The 24,873-nt window shown below is 38.9% G+C and carries 22 protein-coding genes; 3 read left to right on the forward strand and 19 right to left on the reverse strand.

Features of this window, described 5'->3' with window-relative positions; genetic code table 11:
• Positions 1–204: 204 nt before the first annotated feature.
• On the forward strand, positions 205–891 hold the full coding sequence (gene gpmA, locus FGQ66_RS01615; protein ID WP_081133709.1) for a 2,3-diphosphoglycerate-dependent phosphoglycerate mutase: 687 nt from the start codon (positions 205–207) through the stop codon (positions 889–891).
• A 68-nt stretch (positions 892–959) separates the two neighbouring features.
• On the opposite strand, the gene deoD is transcribed toward gpmA, so the two are convergent.
• From deoD to FGQ66_RS01675, 12 genes are all read right to left on the reverse strand, one after another.
• Positions 960–1,667: a purine-nucleoside phosphorylase gene (gene deoD / locus FGQ66_RS01620; RefSeq protein WP_005880831.1), complete on the reverse strand. Its 708-nt coding sequence runs from the start codon at positions 1,665–1,667 to the stop codon at positions 960–962.
• A gap of 19 nt (positions 1,668–1,686) precedes the next feature.
• Positions 1,687–2,505: a purine-nucleoside phosphorylase gene (locus FGQ66_RS01625; protein ID WP_081133708.1), complete on the reverse strand. Its 819-nt coding sequence runs from the start codon at positions 2,503–2,505 to the stop codon at positions 1,687–1,689.
• 208 nt (positions 2,506–2,713) lie between these two features.
• Positions 2,714–3,880, reverse strand: a complete 1,167-nt coding sequence (gene deoB, locus FGQ66_RS01630; RefSeq protein WP_005880835.1) for a phosphopentomutase — start codon at positions 3,878–3,880, stop codon at positions 2,714–2,716.
• 98 nt (positions 3,881–3,978) lie between these two features.
• Positions 3,979–4,935: an ABC transporter permease gene (locus FGQ66_RS01635; RefSeq protein WP_005880836.1), complete on the reverse strand. Its 957-nt coding sequence runs from the start codon at positions 4,933–4,935 to the stop codon at positions 3,979–3,981.
• Positions 4,935–6,068 (reverse strand): ABC transporter permease, encoded by a 1,134-nt coding sequence (locus FGQ66_RS01640; RefSeq protein WP_005880838.1) that lies wholly within the window; start codon positions 6,066–6,068, stop codon positions 4,935–4,937. Before FGQ66_RS01640 ends, FGQ66_RS01635 begins: the two co-directional genes overlap by 1 nt.
• On the reverse strand, positions 6,061–7,623 hold the full coding sequence (locus tag FGQ66_RS01645; RefSeq protein WP_138301462.1) for an ABC transporter ATP-binding protein: 1,563 nt from the start codon (positions 7,621–7,623) through the stop codon (positions 6,061–6,063). The genes FGQ66_RS01640 and FGQ66_RS01645 overlap by 8 nt, the downstream gene beginning before the upstream one ends.
• Before the next feature lie 511 nt (positions 7,624–8,134).
• Positions 8,135–9,223, reverse strand: a complete 1,089-nt coding sequence (locus tag FGQ66_RS01650; protein WP_005880842.1) for a BMP family lipoprotein — start codon at positions 9,221–9,223, stop codon at positions 8,135–8,137.
• A gap of 65 nt (positions 9,224–9,288) precedes the next feature.
• The gene (locus tag FGQ66_RS01655) at positions 9,289–9,687 is read right to left on the reverse strand and encodes a cytidine deaminase (RefSeq protein ID WP_171024541.1); all 399 of its coding nucleotides are present in this window, start codon (positions 9,685–9,687) and stop codon (positions 9,289–9,291) included.
• Between the two features lie 16 nt (positions 9,688–9,703).
• Entirely contained in the window at positions 9,704–10,366 is a 663-nt protein-coding gene (gene deoC, locus FGQ66_RS01660; RefSeq protein WP_016177176.1) for a deoxyribose-phosphate aldolase, read from the reverse strand.
• Between the two features lie 15 nt (positions 10,367–10,381).
• Positions 10,382–11,683, reverse strand: a complete 1,302-nt coding sequence (locus FGQ66_RS01665) for a pyrimidine-nucleoside phosphorylase (protein WP_005880848.1) — start codon at positions 11,681–11,683, stop codon at positions 10,382–10,384.
• 140 nt (positions 11,684–11,823) lie between these two features.
• Positions 11,824–12,840, reverse strand: coding sequence for a LacI family DNA-binding transcriptional regulator (locus tag FGQ66_RS01670; protein WP_081133705.1), 1,017 nt, complete (start codon positions 12,838–12,840; stop codon positions 11,824–11,826).
• A 280-nt stretch (positions 12,841–13,120) separates the two neighbouring features.
• Positions 13,121–13,726, reverse strand: coding sequence for a class I SAM-dependent methyltransferase (locus FGQ66_RS01675; RefSeq protein WP_005880853.1), 606 nt, complete (start codon positions 13,724–13,726; stop codon positions 13,121–13,123).
• 216 nt (positions 13,727–13,942) lie between these two features.
• Here FGQ66_RS01675 and coaA point away from each other — a divergent pair, with 216 nt between their 5' ends.
• Both coaA and guaA read left to right on the forward strand, forming a co-directional pair.
• Positions 13,943–14,866, forward strand: a complete 924-nt coding sequence (gene coaA, locus FGQ66_RS01680) for a type I pantothenate kinase (protein WP_016177173.1) — start codon at positions 13,943–13,945, stop codon at positions 14,864–14,866.
• Positions 14,867–14,925: 59 nt separating this feature from the next.
• Entirely contained in the window at positions 14,926–16,491 is a 1,566-nt protein-coding gene (guaA, locus tag FGQ66_RS01685) for a glutamine-hydrolyzing GMP synthase (protein ID WP_005880856.1), read from the forward strand.
• A 37-nt stretch (positions 16,492–16,528) separates the two neighbouring features.
• Here the strand turns inward: guaA and FGQ66_RS01690 are convergent, their stop codons facing one another.
• The 7 genes from FGQ66_RS01690 to FGQ66_RS01720 form a co-directional block, all read right to left on the reverse strand.
• Positions 16,529–17,746: a site-specific integrase gene (locus FGQ66_RS01690; protein WP_138301464.1), complete on the reverse strand. Its 1,218-nt coding sequence runs from the start codon at positions 17,744–17,746 to the stop codon at positions 16,529–16,531.
• A complete protein-coding gene (locus tag FGQ66_RS01695) occupies positions 17,739–17,948 on the reverse strand; it encodes a DUF3173 domain-containing protein (RefSeq protein WP_086327818.1) in 210 nt (69 codons plus the stop codon). Before FGQ66_RS01695 ends, FGQ66_RS01690 begins: the two co-directional genes overlap by 8 nt.
• Positions 17,949–18,031: 83 nt before the next feature.
• Positions 18,032–18,448: a hypothetical protein gene (locus FGQ66_RS01700; protein WP_138301466.1), complete on the reverse strand. Its 417-nt coding sequence runs from the start codon at positions 18,446–18,448 to the stop codon at positions 18,032–18,034.
• 39 nt (positions 18,449–18,487) lie between these two features.
• Positions 18,488–18,994, reverse strand: coding sequence for an EF0163 family protein (locus tag FGQ66_RS01705; RefSeq protein ID WP_138301468.1), 507 nt, complete (start codon positions 18,992–18,994; stop codon positions 18,488–18,490).
• A 111-nt stretch (positions 18,995–19,105) separates the two neighbouring features.
• Positions 19,106–20,185, reverse strand: a complete 1,080-nt coding sequence (locus FGQ66_RS01710; RefSeq protein ID WP_412766603.1) for a glucosaminidase domain-containing protein — start codon at positions 20,183–20,185, stop codon at positions 19,106–19,108.
• Between the two features lie 49 nt (positions 20,186–20,234).
• Positions 20,235–22,337 (reverse strand): CD3337/EF1877 family mobilome membrane protein, encoded by a 2,103-nt coding sequence (locus FGQ66_RS01715; RefSeq protein ID WP_138301472.1) that lies wholly within the window; start codon positions 22,335–22,337, stop codon positions 20,235–20,237.
• A gap of 11 nt (positions 22,338–22,348) precedes the next feature.
• The gene (locus tag FGQ66_RS01720) at positions 22,349–24,868 is read right to left on the reverse strand and encodes an ATP-binding protein (RefSeq protein WP_138301474.1); all 2,520 of its coding nucleotides are present in this window, start codon (positions 24,866–24,868) and stop codon (positions 22,349–22,351) included.
• Between the last annotated feature and the right edge of the window lie 5 nt (positions 24,869–24,873).

A 24,873-nucleotide genomic window follows, 5' to 3' on the forward strand; every position in this document is an offset into this window, starting at 1 on the left:
CCCTCGTTTACGAATGGATCTCTCATCAGGTGATTCGAAATGTAAAAAGTGCGTATTACGCTGTTTTTTGTTCTTTTATCTTCTAATGATCCTTTTCTCAAGGAACTAACTTCATTTTTCAATGGAAATCTAGGCAAAAAAATTGTACAATAAAGCAGAACTGAAATTTTCAGAAATAAAACCTATCTTAAAGGAGAGCTAAACATGCCAAAATTAGTTTTTTCTCGTCATGGTCTTAGTGAATGGAATGCATTAAACCAATTTACTGGTTGGGCTGACGTAAACTTAGCACCAGAAGGAATCGAAGAAGCAAAAGAAGGCGGACGCAAAATCAAAGAAGCTGGAATCGAATTTGACGTTGCTTATACTTCTGTTTTAACTCGTGCAATCAAAACATGTAACTTGATTTTAGAATACTCAGATCAATTATGGGTTCCTCAAATCAAATCATGGCGCTTAAACGAACGTCATTATGGTAAGTTACAAGGTTTGAACAAAAAAGAAACAGCTGAAAAATACGGAGATGACCAAGTACACATCTGGCGTCGTTCATACGACACTCTTCCTCCATTAATGGACGAAAGTGACGAAGGTTCTGCTGCAAACGATCGTCGTTATGCAATGTTAGACAAACGCGATATTCCTGGTGGCGAAAACTTAAAAGTTACTTTGGAACGTGCTTTACCATTCTGGCAAGACGAAATCGCTCCAGCTTTACTAGACAACAAAACTGTTTTAGTAGCTGCACACGGTAACTCTCTACGTGCTTTAGCAAAACACATTGAAGGAATCTCTGATGAAGACATCATGGATCTTGAAATCCCAACTGGTCAACCACTTGTTTATGAATTAAACGATGATTTAACAGTTGCTAAAAAATACTACTTATAATCAAAAATTATAGGTCAAAAAACCTTAGGAAATCAACTTACCCGTTGATCCCTAAGGTTTTTTTCTTTTTATTTTGCAATCGCTGTTTCCAAACCAACTTCGATCATTTCATTGAATGTTGTCTGGCGTTCCTCTGCGGATGTTTCTTCTCCAGTAATCAAATGGTCACTGACTGTCATGATCGCCAGTGTTTGAACATGATATTTTGCACCTAAATAATATAAGGCAGCTGCTTCCATCTCAACACCTAAAACACCTAGTTCAGCTAATTTGAATGTTTCAGTCAGATCATCTTTATAAAACGTATCTTCTGAAAGTACGTTGCCAACATGTGTTCTATACCCTTTATCCTTCGCTAGTCCATACGCCTTTAATAGTAGATCGAAATCACTGATTGGCGGGAAATGAAATGCTTGGAAATTCTTTTCGATCATGGAAGAACTAGTAGCTGCTCCTTGTGCCAAAACTAAATCGCGAACATGGACATCCTTTGATAATGCGCCACAAGTCCCTACTCGGATCAATTTCTTCACATCATATGAATGGATCAGTTCATGGGCATAGATCGTTGCAGAAGGCATCCCCATTCCTGTTCCTTGCACAGAAACTCGTTCTCCTTTATACGTACCTGTAAAGCCAAGCATTCCACGAACCTCGTTATAACATACAGGGTTTTCTAAAAATGTTTCAGCGATATACTTTGCCCGTAATGGATCTCCTGGTAGTAGGATCTTATCTGCGATTTCTCCCGGTTTTGCTTCGATATGCACACTCATATTCCTTGCTCCTTTGGTTTTATAGTAACACTAATACTTCTTTGATCAGTGCTTTAAAAGATTGTTTGACACGTTGCGTAGTTTCTACTACTTCTTCATGATTCAGATTTGCTTGCATTCCTGCTGCAAGATTCGTAATACATGAAATCCCTAATACTTTCAAACCACTGTGTGCCGCTACAATCACTTCCGGAACCGTAGACATACCGACAGCATCTGCCCCCATTGTTCGTGACATCCGGATTTCTGCGGGTGTTTCATAAGTTGGACCAGAATATCCCATATATACGCCTTCTTTTAGATTCAACGCTAAGTTTTCCGCTGCTTTTTGTGCGATTTCACGATAGCTAGCTGTGTACGCATCGCTCATATCCGGGAAGCGCGGACCGATTTCATCATCATTTGGTCCAACCAATGGATTTTGGCCCGTGAAATTGATATGATCGGTAATCACCATTAGATCGCCAGGAGCAAATGATTCATTCACCCCGCCACAAGCATTTGTGACTATCACTGAGTGTGCCTTTAATGCTGCCATGACACGAACGGGATATGTCACTGTCTGCATCGAATGGCCTTCATAAAAATGGAAACGTCCTTGCATCGCTAATACTTTTTTTCCTGATAACGTGCCGTAAACAAGTTGACCTGCATGCCCAACAACTGTTGATGTTGGAAAGAAGGGAATCTGATCGTAAGGAATCGTGATAGCTTCTTCGATTTCCTCTGCTAATTCACCTAATCCTGAACCTAGGATCAAGCCAAAATCGATTTCTTTTACTCCTTGTGACTGAATAAATTGCGTCGTTTCTTGTAACATTTCGCTTAATTGGGTCATTTACTTTCTCCTATTTTAAAAATTTTTCTCTATTGATCATTTGTAGAATTCTTCCTTTTGTTCAAACAAATGGTCTCCACATTCTCAACAGCTGATTTTTATCATTTAAAGCAAGATGGCTCTTTTACAAAATCCTTTACATGAACTCTTCTTGAATCGAGGCTGGGACAGAAGTGTTTCTTACTTTTGTCCCACGCTCGTTTTTTGATTATTTCAACAGTTTCAAGAAACTTTCGCCATTTTCAGTTGCTGGAACATCGAAGTTCTCTGCGATCGTTGCAGAAATGTCAGAGTAGTATCCTTGAGGCAAGCTGCCTTGTTCCTTCATTTTTTTGCTGTAGACAAGTAATGGAACATATTCCCGTGTATGGTCTGTTCCAGGGAATGTTGGATCGTTTCCGTGGTCAGCCGTGATCATCAGCAAGTCATCTTCTGTCATTGCATCCAATAATTCAGGTATTCGTAAATCAAAATCTTCGATCGCATGTGCGTACCCTACTACATCACGACGATGACCATACAAGGCATCAAAATCAACTAGGTTCGTAAAACTGATCCCTGTAAAATCTTTTTTCATGACATTTAGCAATTGATCGACACCATCCATGTTGCTCTTCGTGCGAACAAATTCTGTTATCCCTTGACCATTGAAGATATCGTTGATTTTTCCAACAGCAATTACATCTTTGCCTGCATCCTTCAATGAATCTAATACCGTATGGCCAAATGGATCTAGTGCGTAATCATGGCGGTTACTTGTCCGTGTGAAGTTGCCTGGTTCGCCGACATAAGGACGAGCAATGATCCGACCGATCATATATGGATCATCTTTCGTGATGTCACGGACAAACTGGCAGATCCGATATAATTCTTCTAAAGGAATGATTTCTTCATGTGCCGCAATTTGCAAAACTGGATCTGCTGAGGTATACACGATCAAATCGCCTGTCTTCATTTGATGTTCGCCGTAATCATCAATAACAGCGGTTCCACTATATGGTTTGTTACAAACGATTTTACGACCGGAGAATTCTTCGATTTGTTTTAGAAGCTCCTCTGGAAATCCATTAGGGAACACACGAAATGGCGTTTTGATATTTAGACCCATGATCTCCCAATGACCTGTCATCGTATCTTTACCAACAGACACTTCTTCTAATTTTGTCGCATACCCCTGATGATCAGCTACAGCTTCTACTCCTTCTAATGGACGAATCGTTCCTAGTCCCAATTGTTCTAAATGAGGAATGGTCAAACCTGCTTCTTTTGCGATGTGGCCTAGTGTATCTGAACCTTTATCACCAAATTTTTCTGCATCGGGTGCTTCTCCGATTCCAACTGAATCCATGACGATCAAATGTACGCGTTTAAACATGAATATTCCTTCTTTCCTTTTATTTTTTAACTATATAAATCAAAAAGGACGAGCCGAAAAATAGTTCCCGTAACCCGCCCTTTTTATGCACTAAAAGTTTATTTTGATTTGATATAATTTTTACCGTTTGCTTTAGGCCCAGATGCTTTTCCTAAGAAAATGACCAAAACGATGATCGTTAATAGATAAGGCGCGATCTGTAATAAAACTGGCGGTATTGAAGAAATCACTGGCAATTGTGCGCCGATGATACTTAAGCTTTGCGCAAAACCGAAGAATAAAGAAGCGGCCATTGCGCCTAGCGGATTCCACTTACCAAAAATCATTGCTGCCATTGAAATGAACCCTTGTCCAACAATCGTTCCGGCAGAAAAATTACCTGAGATAGACTGGGCAAAAACAGCACCGCCCATTCCTCCTAGAAGACCTGAGATCAATACACCTGAATAACGCATCGCATATACATTGATTCCTAGTGTATCTGCGGCTTGAGGATTCTCACCAACCGAACGTAGACGTAGTCCAAACTTGGTTTTAAAGATGATAAACCACGCAAGAACAGCAATCAAGATCGCACAATAAGCTGGTAAAAAGGTATTTTTAAAGAATATCGGCCCGATCACAGGAATATCTGATAGACCTGGGAAGGAGAAATACCCTAAGTTTACGGAGATGTTATCCGTTTGACCTTTACCATACCATGCTTTGATTAAAAATACACCTAATGCGGGAGCCATCAAGTTGATGACCGTACCACTGATAATGTGGTCTGCACGTAAACTAACCGTTGCTACTGCATGCAGCAAGGAGAATAAGACACCGACGACCCCACCAACTAGGATAGCGATCCAAGGCGTCATTGCACCTAATTCAGGGCTCATCGTCAAGTTGAAAACAACCGCACTAAATGCACCCATGACCATGATACCTTCTAAACCTACGTTAACGATCCCACTGCGCTCAGAAAAAGTTCCACCTAAAGAGGTCAAGATCAAAGGCGTTGAATAAACGAGTGTAGATGTAAGGATCAAAGCAATCAATTCGACTGTTGACATTAGAGCTCTCCTCCTTCTTTATTCTGACTTGTTGGGTTCGACTCGACCGTTGCAACGATTGCTGCTTGTTTCTTTCCTTGGAATAGTTTCGCCATGATAAAGCGAATCAAGAAATTGATTCCAACGAAGAAAATAATCAAGGCGATCGAAACATTCACGATCTCAAATGGTACTCCTGCACCTGTCTGCATTCCCAGTCCACCGATCTTCAAGATACTGAACAAGATCGCTGAAAGAAGGATTCCAATTGCTGATCCAGAACCTAATAGCGAAACCGCCATCCCATCAAAACCGATGGATAGTGAAGTGGTTTGAACGAAGAAGTTTTGGTATGTTCCTAGTCCTTCAACTACTCCGCCTAGCCCTGCTAAAGCGCCTGAAATCACCATAGATAAAACAATCGTACGCTTGCTGCTCATCCCTGCATACTCCGAAGCAAAAGGATTTAATCCGACCGAACGCACTTCAAATCCCAACGTTGTCTTCTTCATAAGCAACCAAACGAGGAACAAAGCAATAAGTGCTAAAAACAATCCTGCATTTACACGGGAACCACCGAACATTTGAGTAAGCCAAGGCACTCTCAATGAGGCATTTTGTCCAACTAAGTTTGATGAATCCAAACTAGAACGGTAGCTTTCCGGCATCACGTCATGTAAGGCGAATGTACTAAGATAAAGTAAAATATAGTTCATCATGATCGTTACAATTACTTCACTTGTTCCGAAAAAGGCACGTAGCAAACCAGGAATAGCTGCTGCCATTGCTCCTGCTAAGGCTCCTAAGATCACACAAAGCGGCAATAAAACCACTTTTGGCAGATCAGGAAATGCCAATGCTACCCAGACACTAACGATCCAACCGCAAAGCGCTTGTCCTGAAAGCCCGATATTAAAGAAGCCCGCAGAGTTAGCTACCGAGAAACCTAACGCTGTAAAAATCAATGGCGTTGCTTGTCTTAATGTCTCTCCGATACTTCGTTGTGAACCAAGTGAAGCATTCAACATCGAAGAATAACCTTGAATTGGTTTAAATCCAAAAGCAGCCATCAAAATAGCGCCTAAGATCAATCCTAAAATTACTGAAAATACCGGTACTAGCAGATTACGAAACTTCTCACTGCGATCATTCATGTGCGCCACCAACCTTTTCTAACTCTCTTCTTGCTTCTTCCAAAGAATAGCCCGCCATAAGTAATCCTAGTTCATTTTCAGATGTTTCTTTTGGATCGACGATACCGACGATTTTCCCTTCATGGATCACGGCGATTCGATCCGACACATTCAAGATTTCTTCCAACTCAAAACTAATCAATAAAACAGCTTTGAATTTATCTCTTTGTTCAATCAAACGTTTATGAATAAATTCAATGGCTCCTACATCTAGCCCTCGAGTAGGATTCGCAACAATCAGCAAATCTGGATCACGATCTACTTCACGTGCAATGATCGCTTTTTGCTGATTTCCACCTGAGAGTGCTTTTGCCGGTACGATTTCATTTGTTGTCCGTACATCGTACTCTTCGATCAAGTCGCGTGCATGCTCGTTGATGACCGAGTAATTCAGTAACCCATTCTTACTATATGGTTTTTGATAATACGTCTGTAAAGTGATATTTTCAGCTAAAGTCATATCTAGTACCAGTCCATATTTATGTCTATCTTCAGGCACATGACCTACGCCAGACTCTGAGATTTTACGCGGTTTCTTATTGGTGATATCGTCACCCTTCAAGCGGATTGTGCCACTTTCTGCTTTTCGCAAGCCTGTCAATGCTTGGATCAACTCAGATTGACCATTCCCGTCGATTCCCGCAATCCCTAGCACTTCACCAGCCCGTACTTCTAAGCTAAGATCTTTGACTGCGTCTAGTCCTCGATTTTCTTTGACTACTAGATTTTCAATGGACAATACTACTTCTTGCGGACGTGCTTCTTTCTTCATTGTTTTAAATGAAACAGTACGTCCCACCATCATATCTGCTAATTGTTGAGAAGAGACATCTTTCACATTGACTGTACCGATCCCTTGTCCACGTCTGATAACAGTACAACGGTCAGCTACAGCTTTGATTTCGTCTAATTTGTGCGTAATCAAAATGATGGATTTGCCTTCCTTCACTAACTCTTTCATGATAAGAATCAATTCATCAATTTCTTGAGGAGTCAATACAGCGGTTGGTTCATCAAAAATCAATACATCTGCTCCACGATAAAGTGTTTTTAAAATTTCGACCCGTTGTTCCATCCCTACAGAGATATCACGAACATAGGCATCTGGATTAACCGACAACCCATATTGCTCTGAAAGTTTTTTGATTTCTTCACGAGCTTTGCGGCGATTAAGCACCCCTGCTCGGCTGGGTTCGCTACCCAAAACAATATTTTCTGTGACCGTAAAAGCATCCACTAACATAAAATGCTGATGGACCATTCCGATACCTAGCTGATTAGCTTTTGTTGGGCTTGTAATCTTCACTTCTTTCCCATGCATCAGGATCTCACCTGAAGTCGGTTCTAAAAGACCCGATAGTACATTCATCAATGTTGATTTCCCGGCACCATTTTCTCCAAGCAAAGCGTGGATCTCACCAGCTCTCACTTGTAAATTGATGTTGTCATTTGCTTTGAATGTACCAAATTGTTTGGTGATATTCCGCATTTCTATGACAATATTTTCTTGAACCACATTTTTCACATCCTAACGATTTCTGTCTAGGCAACGATTAACAAAGATTTCTATTTCTATATAAATCTTAAAATGAAGCAAAATACTTCAGGGGATTGTTCCCTTATCAAGAGGTTGTGAAAAGGCCGCTTTGCTCCGATGATAATAAGAAAGAATTTTTTAAAATAGCTTTTCATATTTTTAAAAATTCAGGCTTATTTCAAGGAGTTGGCCTTTGAACACCGTTTAATAGAGGTTGTGAAAGAAGCGCTTTGCTCCGATGACAAGAACCCACTTCTTACAACACCTTGATAAAGAAACAATAGATCAAAATATATTTATTCATAGAATATGGGACAAAAGTAAGCAATACTTTTGCCTCACACTCTATGAATAAATGGCGGGAACAAAAGCACCACCTTCGAGAAATAATCTGAAAATCCACAAAGATGTGAAAAACAATTCCCGTGAATCCCTTCTTATTTTTCGGAGTGAAACACTTCTGTCCCGACCTCTATCGAATAAAACTTAATTAGCTTTTAGGAGTTTCTGGTACTTTGATATCTCCTGAAATGATTTTTTCTTTTGCTTCATCAATTGCTTTTTTCGCTTCATCTGAAAGTTGACCTTCAGTGATACCCACACCGTCTTCTTTCAATCCATAAACTGTGTGTTTGCCACCAGGGAATTTACCATCAGCTGATTTTTGTGCTAAGTCTTCTACAACAGTTCCCACACCTTTAAGTGTAGATGTCAATGTGAAGTTTTTCTTTTCGCCATTTAAAGTGTAGTCGCCTTCGTCAGATTGGTCACGGTCAACACCGATTACCCAAACTTTTTTGTCGCCAGATTCATTCAATGATTTAGCTTCTTGGAATACACCGTTACCAGTACCACCTGAAGCATGGAAAATGATATCCGCATTTTGAGCGTACATACCTTGTGCAATTGAACGACCTTTATCTGGTGCTGAGAAGTCACCTGCATATTGGTTCAAGACTTTTACATCTTTATTCAAAGCTTTCGCTCCTGCATCAACACCGGCTTTAAATCCAGCATCAAAACGGTCGATTACTTCACCTTTTACCCCGCCGATAAATCCAACAGTATTTGTTTCAGTTGTGTATGCTGCTGCAATCCCTGCAAGATAAGAAGCTTCGTTATCTTTAAATGTTGCTGAAACGACATTGTCTTTTCCTTCGATTACGTCATCGATAATCGCAAAGTTTGTTTCAGGATTAGAACCAGCTTGTTCTTCGATTGCAGGTTTTAATTTATAACCAATCCCAAAAATTGTTTTAAATCCGGCATTCAAGGCTTGGTCGATATTTGGAATATAATCCGATTCATTTGATGATTGGAAGTATTGGAATCCATCATTTCCGCGTGAAAGATCATGGTCTTTCCCCCAAGCTTCTAGTCCTTCCCAAGCTGACTGGTTGAATGAACGGTCATCGACACCACCTGTGTCTGTGATCAATGCTGCAGTTGTTGTTTTTGAAGAGCTGCCTCCACCAGTGGAATCAGTAGAGTCTGAATCGCCGCCGTTGCCACATGCGCCCAATAATAACCCAGCAGATAACGCTACAGCACCTAAACCAAATAATTTTGCTTTTTTCATTTCTGTAAAGCCCCCTAAAATAATTGTTTTATTTTTCAACAGTCAGCTGACTGAATGAACGTGAGTTATAAATCTTTTTCTGTAAATGCGTAAGGTAACAATCCCTCCACAGTTGTGGATTTCATGACACCGTTATCGCCAATCAAAGTTACTGGCATATCCGGTGAACAAAATTCAGCCATGACTTGCCGACAAGCACCGCAAGGAGAAATCGGATCTGGTGTATGCCCAGACACAACCAAGTGTGTAAATGACCTTTCTCCTTCAGAGATTGCTTTGAAGAATGCTGTACGCTCGGCACAATTTGTTAAGCCAAATGATGCATTTTCGATGTTGATTCCTTGATACGTTCGCCCTGATTCAGTCACTAAACATGCTCCTACAGGAAAATGGGAATATGGAACGTAGGCTTTATCCAAGGCCTCTATTGCAGTATCGATCCACTCTTGTTTCACTTCTGACATAAGCTTCTCCTTAAAATTAGTATCCTTCACCTGTTGAGCCAGACATGATCGAAACGCCTGCGCTAGTACCGATCCGTGTTGCTCCAGCTTCAACCATTGCTAAAGCTTCCGCTTCATTATGGATGCCACCTGATGCTTTCACACCCATTTCTGGGCCTACAGTTTGACGCATCAATCGAACATCTTCTACTTTGGCACCACCAGTTGAAAAACCAGTAGATGTTTTGACGAAATCTGCTCCAGCTGCTTTCGCAAGTTCGCAAGCTTTGATGATTTCTTCATGGTTTAGTAGCGCTGTTTCAATGATCACTTTCACTAATGCACGATCTTTGGCTGCTTCAACTACTGCTTCGATATCTTGTTGTACTTTTCCATATTGTTGTGATTTCAATGCACCAATATTGATGACCATATCTACTTCATCTGCGCCGTTTTCAATGGCATTTGTTGTTTCAAAAGCCTTTGTTTCTGATGTGTTAGCCCCTAGAGGAAACCCAATCACCGTGCAGACCGCTACCGGTTCACCTTTTAGATTTTCTTTTGCTAAAGAAACCCATGTTGGATTGATACAGACAGAATAGAAATGATATTTCTTTGCTTCTTCAATGATACGCATGACATCCGTTTCTGAAGCATCTGCTTTTAAAATTGTATGGTCGATCATTCGATTCAATTCCATTTTTTTCTCTCCTTTTTATTCTGTGATAATGTCGTGTATTAAAGTAGGCTTCTCAGCCGAATCACTGATTTCAATATTTTGATAAAGCAATTCTTTCACAGAAGAGATATCTTCTTCATTACTATAGATCGTTAATAAAGATTCGCCCTCTTGGACAGGATCGCCGATTTTTTTATTTAATTTAAGCCCTACCGCATGATCGATAGCATCATCTTTCGTTTTACGGCCAGCTCCCAACATCATTGCGGCAATCCCCAACTCATTCGCAACAAGTTTCGACACAATGCCACTTTCCTTCGCAGGAAGCTCGCTTACATACTTCGCCGTCAGCAATCGTTCAGGCTGATCCACCACACTTGGGTCGCCCCCTTGATTTTGGATCATTTCTTTGAATTTCAACAAAGCTTTGCCAGATTCCAACGCTTCTTTAAGTTGTACTCTTGCTTCATCGATCGTAGCCGCTTGTTTTGCTAATACCATCATTTGGCTTCCCAATGCGTAACACATTTCCACCAAATCTTCCGGCCCGTTGCCTTTTAATGTATCAATAGCTTCGACGACTTCCAGACTGTTGCCAATTGCCTCACCCAATGGTTCAGACATATCAGAAATCACTGCAACTGTTTGTCGATTCGCTAGTTTACCAATACTGGTCATTGTTTTCGCTAATCGTCGGGCATCCTCGATGTTCTTCATAAATGCCCCATCACCAGTAGTGACGTCTAATACGATTGCATCCGCTCCCGCGGCGATTTTTTTACTCATGATCGAACTTGCGATCAAAGGAATCGAGTCAACTGTCGCTGTCACATCCCGTAAGGCATATAACTTTTTATCTGCTGGTGCAAGATTTCCCGATTGACCAATAACCGCAACCTTGCTGTCATTGACGATCCGGATAAATTCTTCATCAGAAAGTTCGATCTTAAACCCTGGGATCGCTTCTAATTTATCTAGCGTTCCGCCCGTATAACCAAGTCCTCTGCCAGACATTTTTGCCACTGTTACACCCACACTAGCTACTAACGGCGCTAAGATCAACGTTGTCGTATCTCCTACACCACCAGTCGAATGTTTGTCGACTTTGATCCCATCTAATGGACTCAAATCGATCACATCCCCTGAATGTGCAATTGCCAGTGTCAAGTCAGTAATTTCTCGATCCGTCATATCTTGATAGAAGATCGCCATTAGCAATGCGCTGATTTGATAATCAGGAATGTTACCACTCGTATAATTCGTAATAATATAGTCGATTTCTTTCGTTGATAATTCGTTTCCGTCCCTCTTTTTTTCAATCAGATCCACCATTCGCATTGCCTGATCCTCCTTGTCTTCATTCGGTATTATACAGGATTTTTATAAAAGGTAAACCACTTTAGTAAACCAGTTTACTAAAAATGCAAAGGGCTATACTTAGCCTTTGTAAACACTTACATAAGCAATATACCGCCCAGTTAGCCCGTTGTCAATGTTTTTATGCTCTCACGAATAATTAATTTTGTTTCAAAGACTTTGTTCGGAACTTTGCGTTGAGGAAATTCAATCGTGTCGATCAAAAAGCGAGCAGCATAAAAACCAATATCAAAACTTGGTTGTTTAACCGTTGTCAATTTGGGGATCATATATTCAGAAAGTTTTAGCCCATCAAACCCAATGACTGAAATATCTTCCGGGATTTTTTTCCCTAACTCATCGATTGCTTGGTAACAACCAATCGCCATCGCATCATTCCCACAAAAAATTGCAGTAATATCTTTGTGGCGTAGCAATCTCTTGGAAGATTCATAACCACCTTGTACCGTCAATTCACCCTGTTCAACAAGCTTGCCGTTAAAAGGAATACCATGATCTTTTAGCGCATGGCGATATCCATTGAACCGCTCTTCCAATTGATAGTAACCAGTTGTTTCCTTCAGCATACCGATCTTAGTATGTCCATTTTCAATGAACAACGATACCGCTTGGTAAGCCCCTTCATATTCTTTCACAAGCAAGCGCCCATTGTCTCTACGGTTTAGTCCCCGATCGATCAAGATGATCGGCATGTTCGTATAAAACCCACTATCTAAAGAATACGCATCAGGCAAGACATTCGGGGTAGCCAATAAGATGCCATCTACCGAGCGATGAGAGAGTTCTTGTAAATATTTGATTTCATTCTCCTGACTATGCCGAGAATTACACAGCATGATCACATACCCCAACGGATTTAAATAACTTTCGACCCCTTCAATCAATTTAGAGAAGAAAAAGTCGGTCACATCAGGCACGATCATCCCGATCGTCTTAGAATGACGATTGATCACATTGGAGGCAAAATAATCAGGTTTGTAGTGATGCTCATTCACGATCTCCAATACTTTTTTTCTGGTTTTATCACTAAAACGACTTCCTTTATTGTTCAATATCTGTGAGACAGTCGTCACAGAAACGCCAGCCATCTCTGCGATATCTCTGATCGTTAATTTCACTTCTTCTCCCCCTTTGTATAAATTCTTTTTTAGTTTACCAAAACCCTTTCAAAAAGAATAGCTAGAAAATAGACAGAATGCTTTACTTACTTCCCCTTTTTTATCTAAGCTTCAACGAAACAAAAAAAGCCGAGACATTCTATGCCTCAGCCTCCTAAATCTGTATAAATCATCTCTCAAAATATTCTACTCATAGAAAAAAAATTTATATCCATTCACATCGCTGCTTTTCTAAAAAGAGCAAAAAACGATGAATAGTCACGATATCCCATTATTTCATTTATTCTTTCACACTTTTGATAATGTAGTAGCCTTTGTCTTTGGTAATGATCTCCGCATTCCCAAAAGTTTCTAGCATTTTTTTCTGTGCGCTCGGTGCTCCCTGTTTCTTTTGGATCACGATCGTCAATGTTCCACCTGTTTTTAATCGCGGATACGCCTCCGTCAATATTTCATGGACCACTTTTTTCCCTGCACGGATAGGCGGATTACTGACAATAGCAGCATAGCCTTCTTCTTGGACATCTTCATAGATATTTGATTGGTGGATCTCCACATTTTTAATTTGGTTCCGTTTGGCATTTCCCTGTGCCAACTCAACTGCCCGTGAATTGATATCGACCATCTCCACCATTCGCTGACTCGCAAAAGCAATAGCTAATCCGATTGGTCCATAGCCACAACCAACATCTAATATCTTCCCTTCACTTGGTAATTCTTCCCAGTCAAATGCATCAATCAATACACGTGAACCGTAATCGACTGTTTCACGTGAAAATACGCCAGAATCAGTCACAAATCGGAATATTTTTCCCTTTAATTCAAACGGCCATTCCTCAAAATCATGGGCTGTATCGGGGTTTTCTGAATAATAGTGGTTTGTCATAATGTCCACCCTTCTTACTTTGTTAGTTGTCCATAGTCTATCGTTTTATGTACAGAGGTGCAAGTCAGACTAGAACCCTTGAGAGTTATTTTTTCTTCCGACTATGGAAAAATACCCAAAAAAGACAAAGCTTTCCTCCCAAGTGGTGGGGTTTAGGAATGTTTTGTGTTAAAATAAATCCATTGATGGGAGAATGCAGGAGGCTATGAGGCTATTATGAATGATCCAATGAATTACTACCGTGTCGCAAGAGAAGAATGGCGTGAATTTTATCGTAACGGGCAAGCACCATTGACCCAAGATGAATTAGATAAAATCAAGAGTTTGAATGACCGTATTTCGATGCAAGATGTTCGAGACATTTATGTTCCTCTTGCTCATCTGATCTATCTTTATATGAAAGAATTTGAATCTCTTACTTTGAGTAAAGGTCTTTTTCTTCATAAATACGTGGAGGTATCACCATTCATCATTGGGATCGCCGGAAGTGTCGCCGTTGGTAAAAGCACCACTGCTCGCCTACTGCAAACAATCTTATCTCGTACCTTTAAGCGGAGAAATGTTCAGTTGATTACAACTGACGGTTTTCTCTACCCTAACAAGGTCTTAAAAGAACGAGGGATCATGGATCGTAAAGGATTCCCAGAAAGTTACAATATGGAAATGCTCATTGACTTCCTAAATAAAGTCAAATCCGGTCAGGAAGAAATCAAAGTCCCAGTCTACTCACATGACGTCTATGATATCATTCCTGATGAATATGAGTTGATCCAACAACCAGATATTCTGATCGTTGAAGGAATCAACACGCTTCAACTACCAGCCAACCAACAAATTTACGTCAGCGACTTTTTTGACTTTTCCGTTTACGTTGACGCAGATTCATCACTGATCGAAAAATGGTACCTTGATCGTTTCGGTGCCTTGCTCGATACAGCTTTTCAAAATCCACAAAACTATTACTATCGATTTGCTATCGGCGATCGCGAAGATGCGTTCAAAATGGCAAAAGAAGTATGGAAAAATGTGAATTTAAAGAATTTAAACGAATATATCTTGCCTACTCGCAGCAGAGCAGATATAATTCTCCATAAAACTGAAAATCATATCATCGATTCGATTTTCATGCGAAAATATTAGCATTTTAAAATAGTTTCATCTATTTTGAGATAAAATTTAAAGGGATAGGGGTAATAAATGTGACAAACGTTGCCGATATGACAAACGTTGAAAAGATTATCGTATTAGATTATGGTAGCCAGTATAACCAATTGATTACACGACGCATCCGTGATTTGGGAGTCTTTTCCGAACTATTGAGCCACCGCATTACTGCAGAAGAAGTAAAAGCAATGAATCCGAAAGGGATCATTCTTTCTGGTGGACCAAACAGTGTGTATGATGAAAATGCTTTTGGAATCGATCCAGAGATCTTTAACTTAGGAATTCCAGTATTAGGGATTTGTTATGGTATGCAATTGATCACTTATAAATTAGGTGGATCAGTTGAACCAGCCAAAAACCGCGAATACGGAAAAGCACTCTTAGAAGTAACTGCTGACGATGCTGTGTTGTTCAATGAAACACCAAAACAACAAACTGTTTGGATGAGTCATGGTGACTTGGTAACAAAAGTTCCTGAAGGTTTTGAAATCGTCGGAACAAGCAAAGATTGCCCAATTGCATCAATCCAAGATACAACACGCAACTTCTATGGTATCCAATTCCATGCAGAAGTGCGTCATTCCGAATACGGGATCGAATTATTACGTCACTTTGCATTTGATGTCTGCCATTGCGAAGGCAACTGGACAATGGATAACTTCATCGATATGCAAATCGAAAAAATCCGTCAACAAGTAGGCGACAAAAAAGTTTTACTTGGTCTTTCAGGCGGCGTAGACTCTAGTGTTGTCGGCGTTCTTTTACAAAAAGCAATCGGTGATCAATTAACATCGATCTTCGTTGACCATGGCCTATTGCGTAAAGGCGAAGCTGACCAAGTAATGGAAAGCCTAGGCGGTAAATTTGGCTTGAACATCATCAAAGTCGATGCCAAAAAACGTTTCCTAGATAAACTAGCTGGTGTTTCTGATCCTGAACAAAAACGCAAAATCATCGGAAATGAATTTGTGTATGTTTTTGATGATGAAGCAACGAAATTAGCTGGTGAAGAAGGCGTTGCTTTCTTGGCACAAGGCACACTTTATACTGACGTGATCGAAAGTGGTACTGAGACAGCTCAAACAATCAAGTCTCACCACAACGTTGGTGGTCTTCCAGAAGATATGCAATTTGAATTGATCGAACCTTTGAACACACTCTTCAAAGATGAAGTCCGTGAATTAGGAACACAATTAGGTATGCCCGATTCAATCGTATGGCGTCAACCTTTCCCTGGACCAGGTCTAGGTATCCGTGTACTAGGTGAAATCAGTGAAGAAAAATTAGAAATCGTCCGCGAATCTGATGCAATCTTGCGTGAAGAAATCGCTGCGGCTGGATTAGATCGTGACATCTGGCAATACTTTACAGTCTTACCAGGTATCCGTTCTGTTGGTGTTATGGGCGATGGCCGTACGTATGATTACACTGTCGGTATCCGCGCTGTTACTTCCATCGATGGCATGACAGCTGACTTTGCTCGCATCCCTTGGGACGTCTTGCAAAAAATCTCTGTTCGTATCGTCAACGAAGTGGCACACGTCAACCGTATCGTGTACGATATTACGTCTAAACCACCTGCAACTGTGGAGTGGGAATAATAAACAAACCGCTAGAAATGCCTATATTATAGGTTTTCTAGCGTTTTTCTTTTGGTGTGGTCACAGTTTGGTCACACTTGTGTTCATTATTCCTTTTTTTATCTGTCGTAAACTGATTCTTAGTTTCAGGTGTCAGGTTGCTTTTAGAAAAATTAGTTTGGATAGATCCAGTCAAATCATTCGCTATCTCTCTCAATGAATTTGGATACAAATGACCATAAGTTCCTAAAGTCGTTTGTACATCAGCATGTCCTAACCTTTCCTTAATTCGAAGTGCATCTTTTTGTTGTGATATAAGCAAAGAAGCATGACTGTGCCTTAACCCATGTATGCGGATCATATGAACACCAGCAAGTGTTGCATGTCTTCTCATAATATGACGGATTGTATATTTCTGAGTTGGTGTTCCATTATAAGAAAGTACAAACGACATACCTCCTATTGAGTCTTGACGTTCCTTCCAAGCTTTTAAAAAAGCAATTGTATCATCATCTAGTTCGATTGTACGGATACTAGAAGCTGTTTTTGGTTCTACAAACTCATAGGTTTTGGCATTCTTATAATAAAGTGTTTTATTCACACGCAAGTTTTTATTTTCAAAATCAATATCTTTCCAACCTAATGCAGTGGCTTCTCCCAAACGCATACCGGTCATAAAAAGTAACCAAATACAAATAAAACCAAAATGTTGGTACAAATCATTAATATAAAAAGTTGAAATGACTTTTTCAAATTCTTCTTTTGTCCAAAAATCAACTGTAGTTTTCTTTTTCTTCACATTTCCAATAATTTTTGCAGGATTCTTTTCAAGTAATCCCAAAACAACTGCTCGATCTAATGACATCTGGAAAATCCCATATATGTTTCTTACATAAGAGTTTTTATATTTGCTCAATAAACTATTTTGCCACTTTTGAATGTCAATTGGTCGTATTTCTCTTAACTCCATTTTAAAGAAATAAGAGAAAGTTTTTTTGATTGTAGATAACCGATTTTTATATGTCCTTTCTTCCACTTTCCCTTGATAATAAGGTAGGAATAATTTATAAAAAAACTCCTCAAATAGCATAGTGCTTTGAGAAGTTTCTGCTTCTTTTCCATAATTAGAAACAAGTTCGGCGTACGCTTTTTTTGCTTCTTTAATTGTTTTAAACCCTCTCCGTTTTTTTTGTACTCTTTTTCCTGTTCGTTTGTCGAATCCCAAACTAGCAGTAAAATAATATTTCCCATTGTTATCTTTTTTAAAATTAACCATGATTCTGCAAATCCTCCGCTACCTCTATCTTCATACCTAAAACTTCTTCTACAGATTCAACAGGCACCAGTCCCAATCTTCTATTTTCATAATAGGTATAACCTTTTGAAACCATAATTGCTTTTGCTTGTCGTATGATTCCTTCAGACTGATACTTTCCATATCCTAGTCTCATTAATTCATTTTTTGTTATAACTACCATTTAAACACCTCATTTTTTATTCAAACAAAAAAGAACACTACTAAAAATAGTAGTGTTGTCTTGTTATTTTTATTCTATATTATTTAATCAGCTTCGTAAATTTTCACGAAATTACTACTTTTATCTTTAATCAATTGTTCAAATTCTTTATCACTAATTAAATTTGAATCACCATTTTTATACATATAGTAATTAGTAATTTCATTTTCTTTTTCCTTTAATTGAGGATCAGAATACAATGGAACTTTTGTGACAAAAATATACTCATTAAAATCTTTTCCAGAGTAATAAACTTTTTCTACATCTTTCTCTGTTAGCTTTCCTTCAAATGTAGAACCATGTTCTTCTTCTCGTTTTTCTTTGTGTAGTTCATTCCAATAACTAAGCACCTCTTTTTCCGCTTTTTGCGCCTTCTCATCAAGTTTATTGGTTTGACTACCACAAGCCCCAAAAATCCCTAAAGAGATTAATAACAAAGCAACACCTACGAAACGTTTCATTGAAAAAACTCCTTTTTATCTTATTATAACAAACCTCATTTAGTTTTGTGCCATATATTTGTAAGTATAAGAATCTATTTTGTCATTGGTAAAATGAACATTCATCAAGAAGGCATGAGACGCTCCACGACTTTCTTCTTTTCCTAACACAATAAAACTATCTGGATCAGATATACTTTGATAGCTACTTTCAATCGTTCCCTTACTATCAAAATCCGCATGAACTTTTATATCAAGCGCATTTTCTTTTTGACAATCTTTTGTTACAAAATCCATCACTGATTGATTTCGATCATCTATAGACTGGAAATTAACATAAGCGTCCACAAAAGATTCCAGAACTTCTTTTTCTTTTGTTTTACCATCTTTTTCTCTGTTACTATCAGTTTGTGGCTCAGATATGACAATTGACTTCTCACTTTTTTCTTTTTTTAACTTCGTAATTGTAGCTTCTTGATCGTGATACTTTTCTTGTAATTCATGATACTTCACTCCAACAAATAGAAGACCGATCAACAATAAAATGATACAAGTAATTCGTTTCATTATTTCCCTCTTTTCCAAAAATTTGACTTCAAAAATAATATTCGCTTTTTGCATTTATTTTCCAACTGTAGTCAAGAAAAATAGAAAAAATCAAACACAAAAAGCGAACAATTAATATTTACCAGTAGTGATAATTTTTAATGGATCAAGCCACGTCCCATCATCAGTAAACGCACTCGATTCCGCTTGTAACCAATCTTTTTTCGTGATTCCTAAATGCAAATGTTCTGTATCACGTATGCCGATTACGTCTCCCAATTTGACCTTATCGCCTACTTTAACCTTCGCATTGCTGGTACTTGTAGCGAATTCTTGGTAAACCATATTTAAACCACTGTCGTTAATGACGATTACACACGCACCCAGTCCCCCAATATTAGGATTGCCAACATACGTAACGGTTCCGCCGTGCACCGCATGAATTTCAGCTCCCGGGTGATCGACTGAACCAAAATCAAGTCCATCGTGCCACCCATTTTCTCGAAACTCTCCACCTGCATTTTTTCCGAACAGTTGTCCGCCAGAAAATGATCCTTGACCAACGTCTGGAAATGGCCATCCCCAGCCACCACCAACTGTACCACCTGTATTCCCACCAAAGTCTTTCCAATTTTTGATCGCAAAATCATCATACTGGGTCAGATTATTCGACTTAATAATGGACATGCACCCTGTAAAGTAAGGACTATTGATTGAAATTCCAGCCGAAGCATATCCCCCGCGCCCTAACGTCAACAAGCATTGTTCTGGACTTTTGTTTCCTACACACGCATTAAAATTAGTTTGAGAAGCGACCATGTAGCCATAATAACTAAAGGCTGATTTTTTATTCGGAAATTTCATGTAATTTCCACCTTCTGAACCGCCGACACCACGAGCTGTCCCTTTCGGAAAAGGACACCCTTCAAACCAAGTGATTCCGAAAAAATTATTGTCGTTTTTAGCAGACGCAGAATGACCCCATTCGCTTTCATAAGCCCATTGACTAATTATGACACTCGGCAATAAGTGATACTTTACAGCCGATCCTACCGCTAATTGTGCGATTTCATCAGGTACATTCCCAACTCCTTTGATTTTAGGATAAGAAGGTAAATCTTCCGTATATACACCATTAAATTCTGTCCCACCAGCAGTTGATCCACTTGTATCAGAATCATCTATACCTAAGAAAAACAACAAAAACGACATGACAAGAAGAACAAGTAACCCGAGACAACCGAAGCAACCAAAACAGCCTTTATTTTTCATAAACGCCACCTAGCTTTCTTTGTGGTGTACGTCCGCTCGGCAAAGTTCGGACTTGTTTTTTCTTTATCACTTTTTCCTCTATCGGCTGAACTTCTTTTCGGTATTGATTCGTTACATTTTGAATTTGTTTGACATCTGAATGGACTTTTTTATCCAATATTAAATGTGGCGTATATGGATTGGTTAAAGGAATTTTTTGCCCTGTGCGATCAATTGGTATTCGTGTTATTCTGACGTTGCTATGATTCAAACGACGCACATTTTCACGTGGCTGACTATAACTAGAATCCAATGTTACACGTGGTATCGTTCGATTAATCAATGGAATTTTTTGTCCTGCATAATTGATAGGGTTACGAGTTAACGTCATTAATCTTGGCGGACTCATTTTTTGACTTTGTTCTCCATTTTGCACCGTTCGATTTTTCATCGGATTAAATGGTAACTCTACAGGAGCAATCACACCTTCTTTGTTTAAATTAGAAGGTTGTCCTTTTATGTGATTCCCATAAATCACTTTCTTACCTGAATATGGAATTTGTTGTTTATTTCGCATACCAATTTCCATAGGATTAATGACGCGACCATTAGTCGACTTAGCTTCATTTGGACGATTTTTAAGGTTCTGCAAGTTACGATTCAAGGATTGAATCCCATTAATCGTAGCTTTTCCCCCACGATAGCCATAACCAGCGACTGACGCTGTTTTTAACGCTAATTTTTGCGTCCGATCAATCCCCGAACGAACTCGCTCTTTTGTTTCCTGTTTCGCTTGTTTAGCACCATGCTTCACCGAACGAAGCGTCGCATCTGCTTGACCTAGTCCTAGCTTTTGTAAAATAGCTTTTCGTTTAAAGAAAGCAATCAATCCAATGATTCCTTTAATCATCATATTGACAATAAAGGAAACGATCGTCCCCATAGGAATCAACGTATCCACGACATTGAACACTAAAAATGCGACTAAGATTAATACACTATAAATGGATTTCTGAAACATAAATCCAACAAATGAACGAACCCCTTTAAAAAGCAAATAATCTAAGGTTGGGAAAAAAGACAGAAGGAGAAGAAAAGGAAGAGCAATCAACATCAGCATAGCTCCTAATTGGAAGATAAAACGAACCATTCCAATCATTAAAATAGGATTACCAATTGTCATATTTAACACTGGTGTAGCCACACCGATTACTGCTTTATACAGACCCATTTCAGGCTTGATATACTGACGATAGGTTTCATTTTTGTCCTCTTTTTTAGCTTCACCCAGATTCGTATCAATAGTTTTTTTATCTTTATCTGTATATTTTTTACTCAAAAACTCTGCTGGATCAATCCCAGCATTATCTAATTCTTGTAAATTAGTGGTTCCGTAGTTTAACAACAAATACGGATCAACCACCGCTTTTTGATAATACATATTCCGAATTTGTTTAATGGCATCATCACTATTTGTCGCAACTTCCAGCCCTTCTACACCGTTCGTTGCCTGAAAAATCAGTCCTTCTACAGAAGTCGAACAAGTATCAATATTTTTGGTAAATTTTTCGCCTTGACTCGCCACATTTCCATGACCGAACCAAACAACTGAAAATCCAACCACCAGACACATTTTTACAAACGCACTTGTTGCACGTTGTGGCGACTTAAACATCTTTAAATAAAACACGTACAACACATAAACACCAATTAAAGTTAACCCGAACACATTAAATAAACTATTATAGATATTTTGGGAGAAAGTGAAAAAATTATGGATAATACTATCCATCTCTGCTCCTTTATATAATTTCTCAATAATCGCGTCGTTTACTTGCCACATCAATTTGTCTACATAAAAACCACCATTAGAAATCATTTTGAAGAAAGCAACCCCAGTATCGCCAAAGATCACACTGGTTAAAGAAAAATCAGCATCTACCATGTAAGAAGAAAACGTATCAATATGATACGTTCCTACCTTGTAAATATCTGTTAAATTCTTTCCTACTGCCAACGCTGGCACTGTGCGAATCAATAAGTAAAAAAGCCCTGTTCCAGTCAGAAACAAAGCTTTCCTTTTACCTATATTCAGTTTTTTTAAGAACTTCACAAAAGCACCTCCTATGCCACCTGTTCTTCTGCTTCACTATTACTTGTTTTTTCTGTTGTTTTGAGTGCGGCTGCCATTTCTTCAAACGGACAATGAACATTCAGTTTGCCAAACCGTCCATAGGGATCACGCATCCAACACTGCCCTTTAATCATTCGTTTCATTTCTTTCAAGTTTTTCTCATTCACTTCAAGTCCTAAATGGTGGAGAATTTTTTCTCGTTCGCTATCTTCATCAAAAGCAAAAACCACACCAAAATTCCCTTTTTCATCATCAGACCCTAAGTCATCAATAAACTGCGTATCTAAAACCAATTGATTCATCTGTGAACGACCGACACGAGCCATTGCACTAATAATCGCACGTCCAGAGTTTGACTTGTTAAAGACCCAAGCTTCTGTAAAATAAATCGCTGTTTTATGCGAGATATCTCGTTTTCCAAACATTTCACAAAAACGTCCTAGACTAATCATTAAGCACAAAGATTTCCTGTCAGCGTCACTATACAACGAAGGATCAAGCCCATCTTTTGGCAATTTTAAATCTTGAATTTCTAAAATCGTGACTTTCTCATGGAAACTCAGTCCAGCGTTTTCGCCATAGGAGAAGCCTAATCGTAAAATGGAATCATTAATCGTTAAGTAAAGAAAATCGCCATATTCCTTGACTGTTTTGTTCTCGTGCGAACGTAACAAGTCAATCACATTCATTAACCCCACTGTTTCATGTTGATCTCGCTGGTTTAGCACTTGTTCAATAGAACTAAGTACCGCCCCTTTTAACAAAAAATTATTTTTCAATGGGCTTAATTCGTCAATCATATCTTGCGCTACTTGTTTCGCATTGTTCCGATCAAGATAAATCATTGGATCAAGTACCCCATAATTACTTTTCTTTGAAGCGTCTAACGTCACATAGTTAAAGCTTTCCAAGTGCTTCACAAATAAAGGATAGTTTTCTTGATAGTAGGGATCATGGATCACTTTCTTAAACCATTTTCTTTTTTCACCTTTTGGATCTACAAACAAACTTTGCACGTCTAAAAAGGAACTATATAGAAAGAGCAAGCCAACTAAAAACGATTTTCCTTTCCCTGTTTTACCAGTTACCGCAATATGGGGAGCGTCATATAATGCCCCTGTGATCCCCTCTGCGATCGCTAAAGGATTCAGAAAGACATATTTATTAGACGCATAGATAAACTCTTCTAATGGCGTTTTTTCGCCCCTAGAGCCTTCTGTACCCAATACATCTAATCGCCCAATGTAATTTCCTGAACTCATTCCTAGCTCTTCAATTGTCGCAAACAACAATTCTGCGACTGCTTCACACGTCGTACGCTGTACCCAATGCTTTTGCGCCCCCAATTCTTGACCCATTGCCATTTTATAAAACAACGAAAACTGATCCTTTTTTCCTTTGTATACCTTGATTACATCATCTAACGACTTAATAATCTGTAAGGAACGTTCTCTTACTTCTTCTTTTGTTTGACCGTAAACAACTAAGCAAGCCAGCCAATCCATCACTGGTTGATTTTGTTCTAACTTTTCACGCAACGTACTGGCTAAAAAACGAATGGACTTCGTACGACTGGAAGCCTCTCCGCCTTCTGCTTCTTGTACTTGTTGTTCTTCTTTAAACCGATTCGTTAACCACCCTAATTTGGTAGACACGCCATTTACCCCTTTGACTTCGGGATAATGTAGTTTGACTCTCAATTCCACTGGAAAACGCAAATCCTGCACAAATTGAAACAGATTGATATTTTTCATATTGTCAGGAAATTTTCCAATAGGTAAAAACGACACATAACTTTCGCCTAATTCATCTTCCATTTTTAAAATCCCTTTTCCCCTTTTCAAAGGACTTAAAACAGCAGACTGGATATTCTGTACATTCGTAATACAATTCTCGTCTTCAATCTTATGTTTCATTCCTCGGATATATTGCATGCGGTTCGCATAGATCATTTCATTTTTAGACAATGGACGAATCGAGTAAGAAAATAAAATTTGCGTCAGTTCTTGTTCTGCCAGCTTCACTTGTTCAAATAAAGTGCTAGGATCAGCCAATTCATAACCAATCAGAGAAACAACTTCTTGAACAACAGCGTCTGACATTTTTTTCGCCAATTCCTTTACATCTTCTGCAATATAAGCATCTTTGATTTTTACCCCTAGCAAAAAGGACGGACGATAAACATTGCCTAGTTCTTGTTCTAACACATGAATGGTTTCATTGGCGTAATACTCGCCAATTTCTCGGCTTTTAGGATCAAATCCTTCGGCTAATTTATCAAATCGACTTCTTAAATTTAGGGTTCTAGGATACATGGTTAAATCAATATCTTCATACGTCCGTAAAAGATTCAATAAACTTGCCATCATTTCTTTATTGTCTTGCATGGCTTTGGGATTATTTTGAGAAATTGTTTTAGGAGTGACCTCGTAATACCCCCAAATATCCCCTTCATTGTTTAACATTAAATGATCTTTTAACGCTTTAAGCGGGCTTTCCACAGTAATCATACTTT

The organism is Enterococcus sp. BSD2780061688st2 D3 (assembly GCF_005844145.1).
GTDB classification, from domain to species: Bacteria; Bacillota; Bacilli; order Lactobacillales; family Enterococcaceae; genus Enterococcus_B; species Enterococcus_B durans.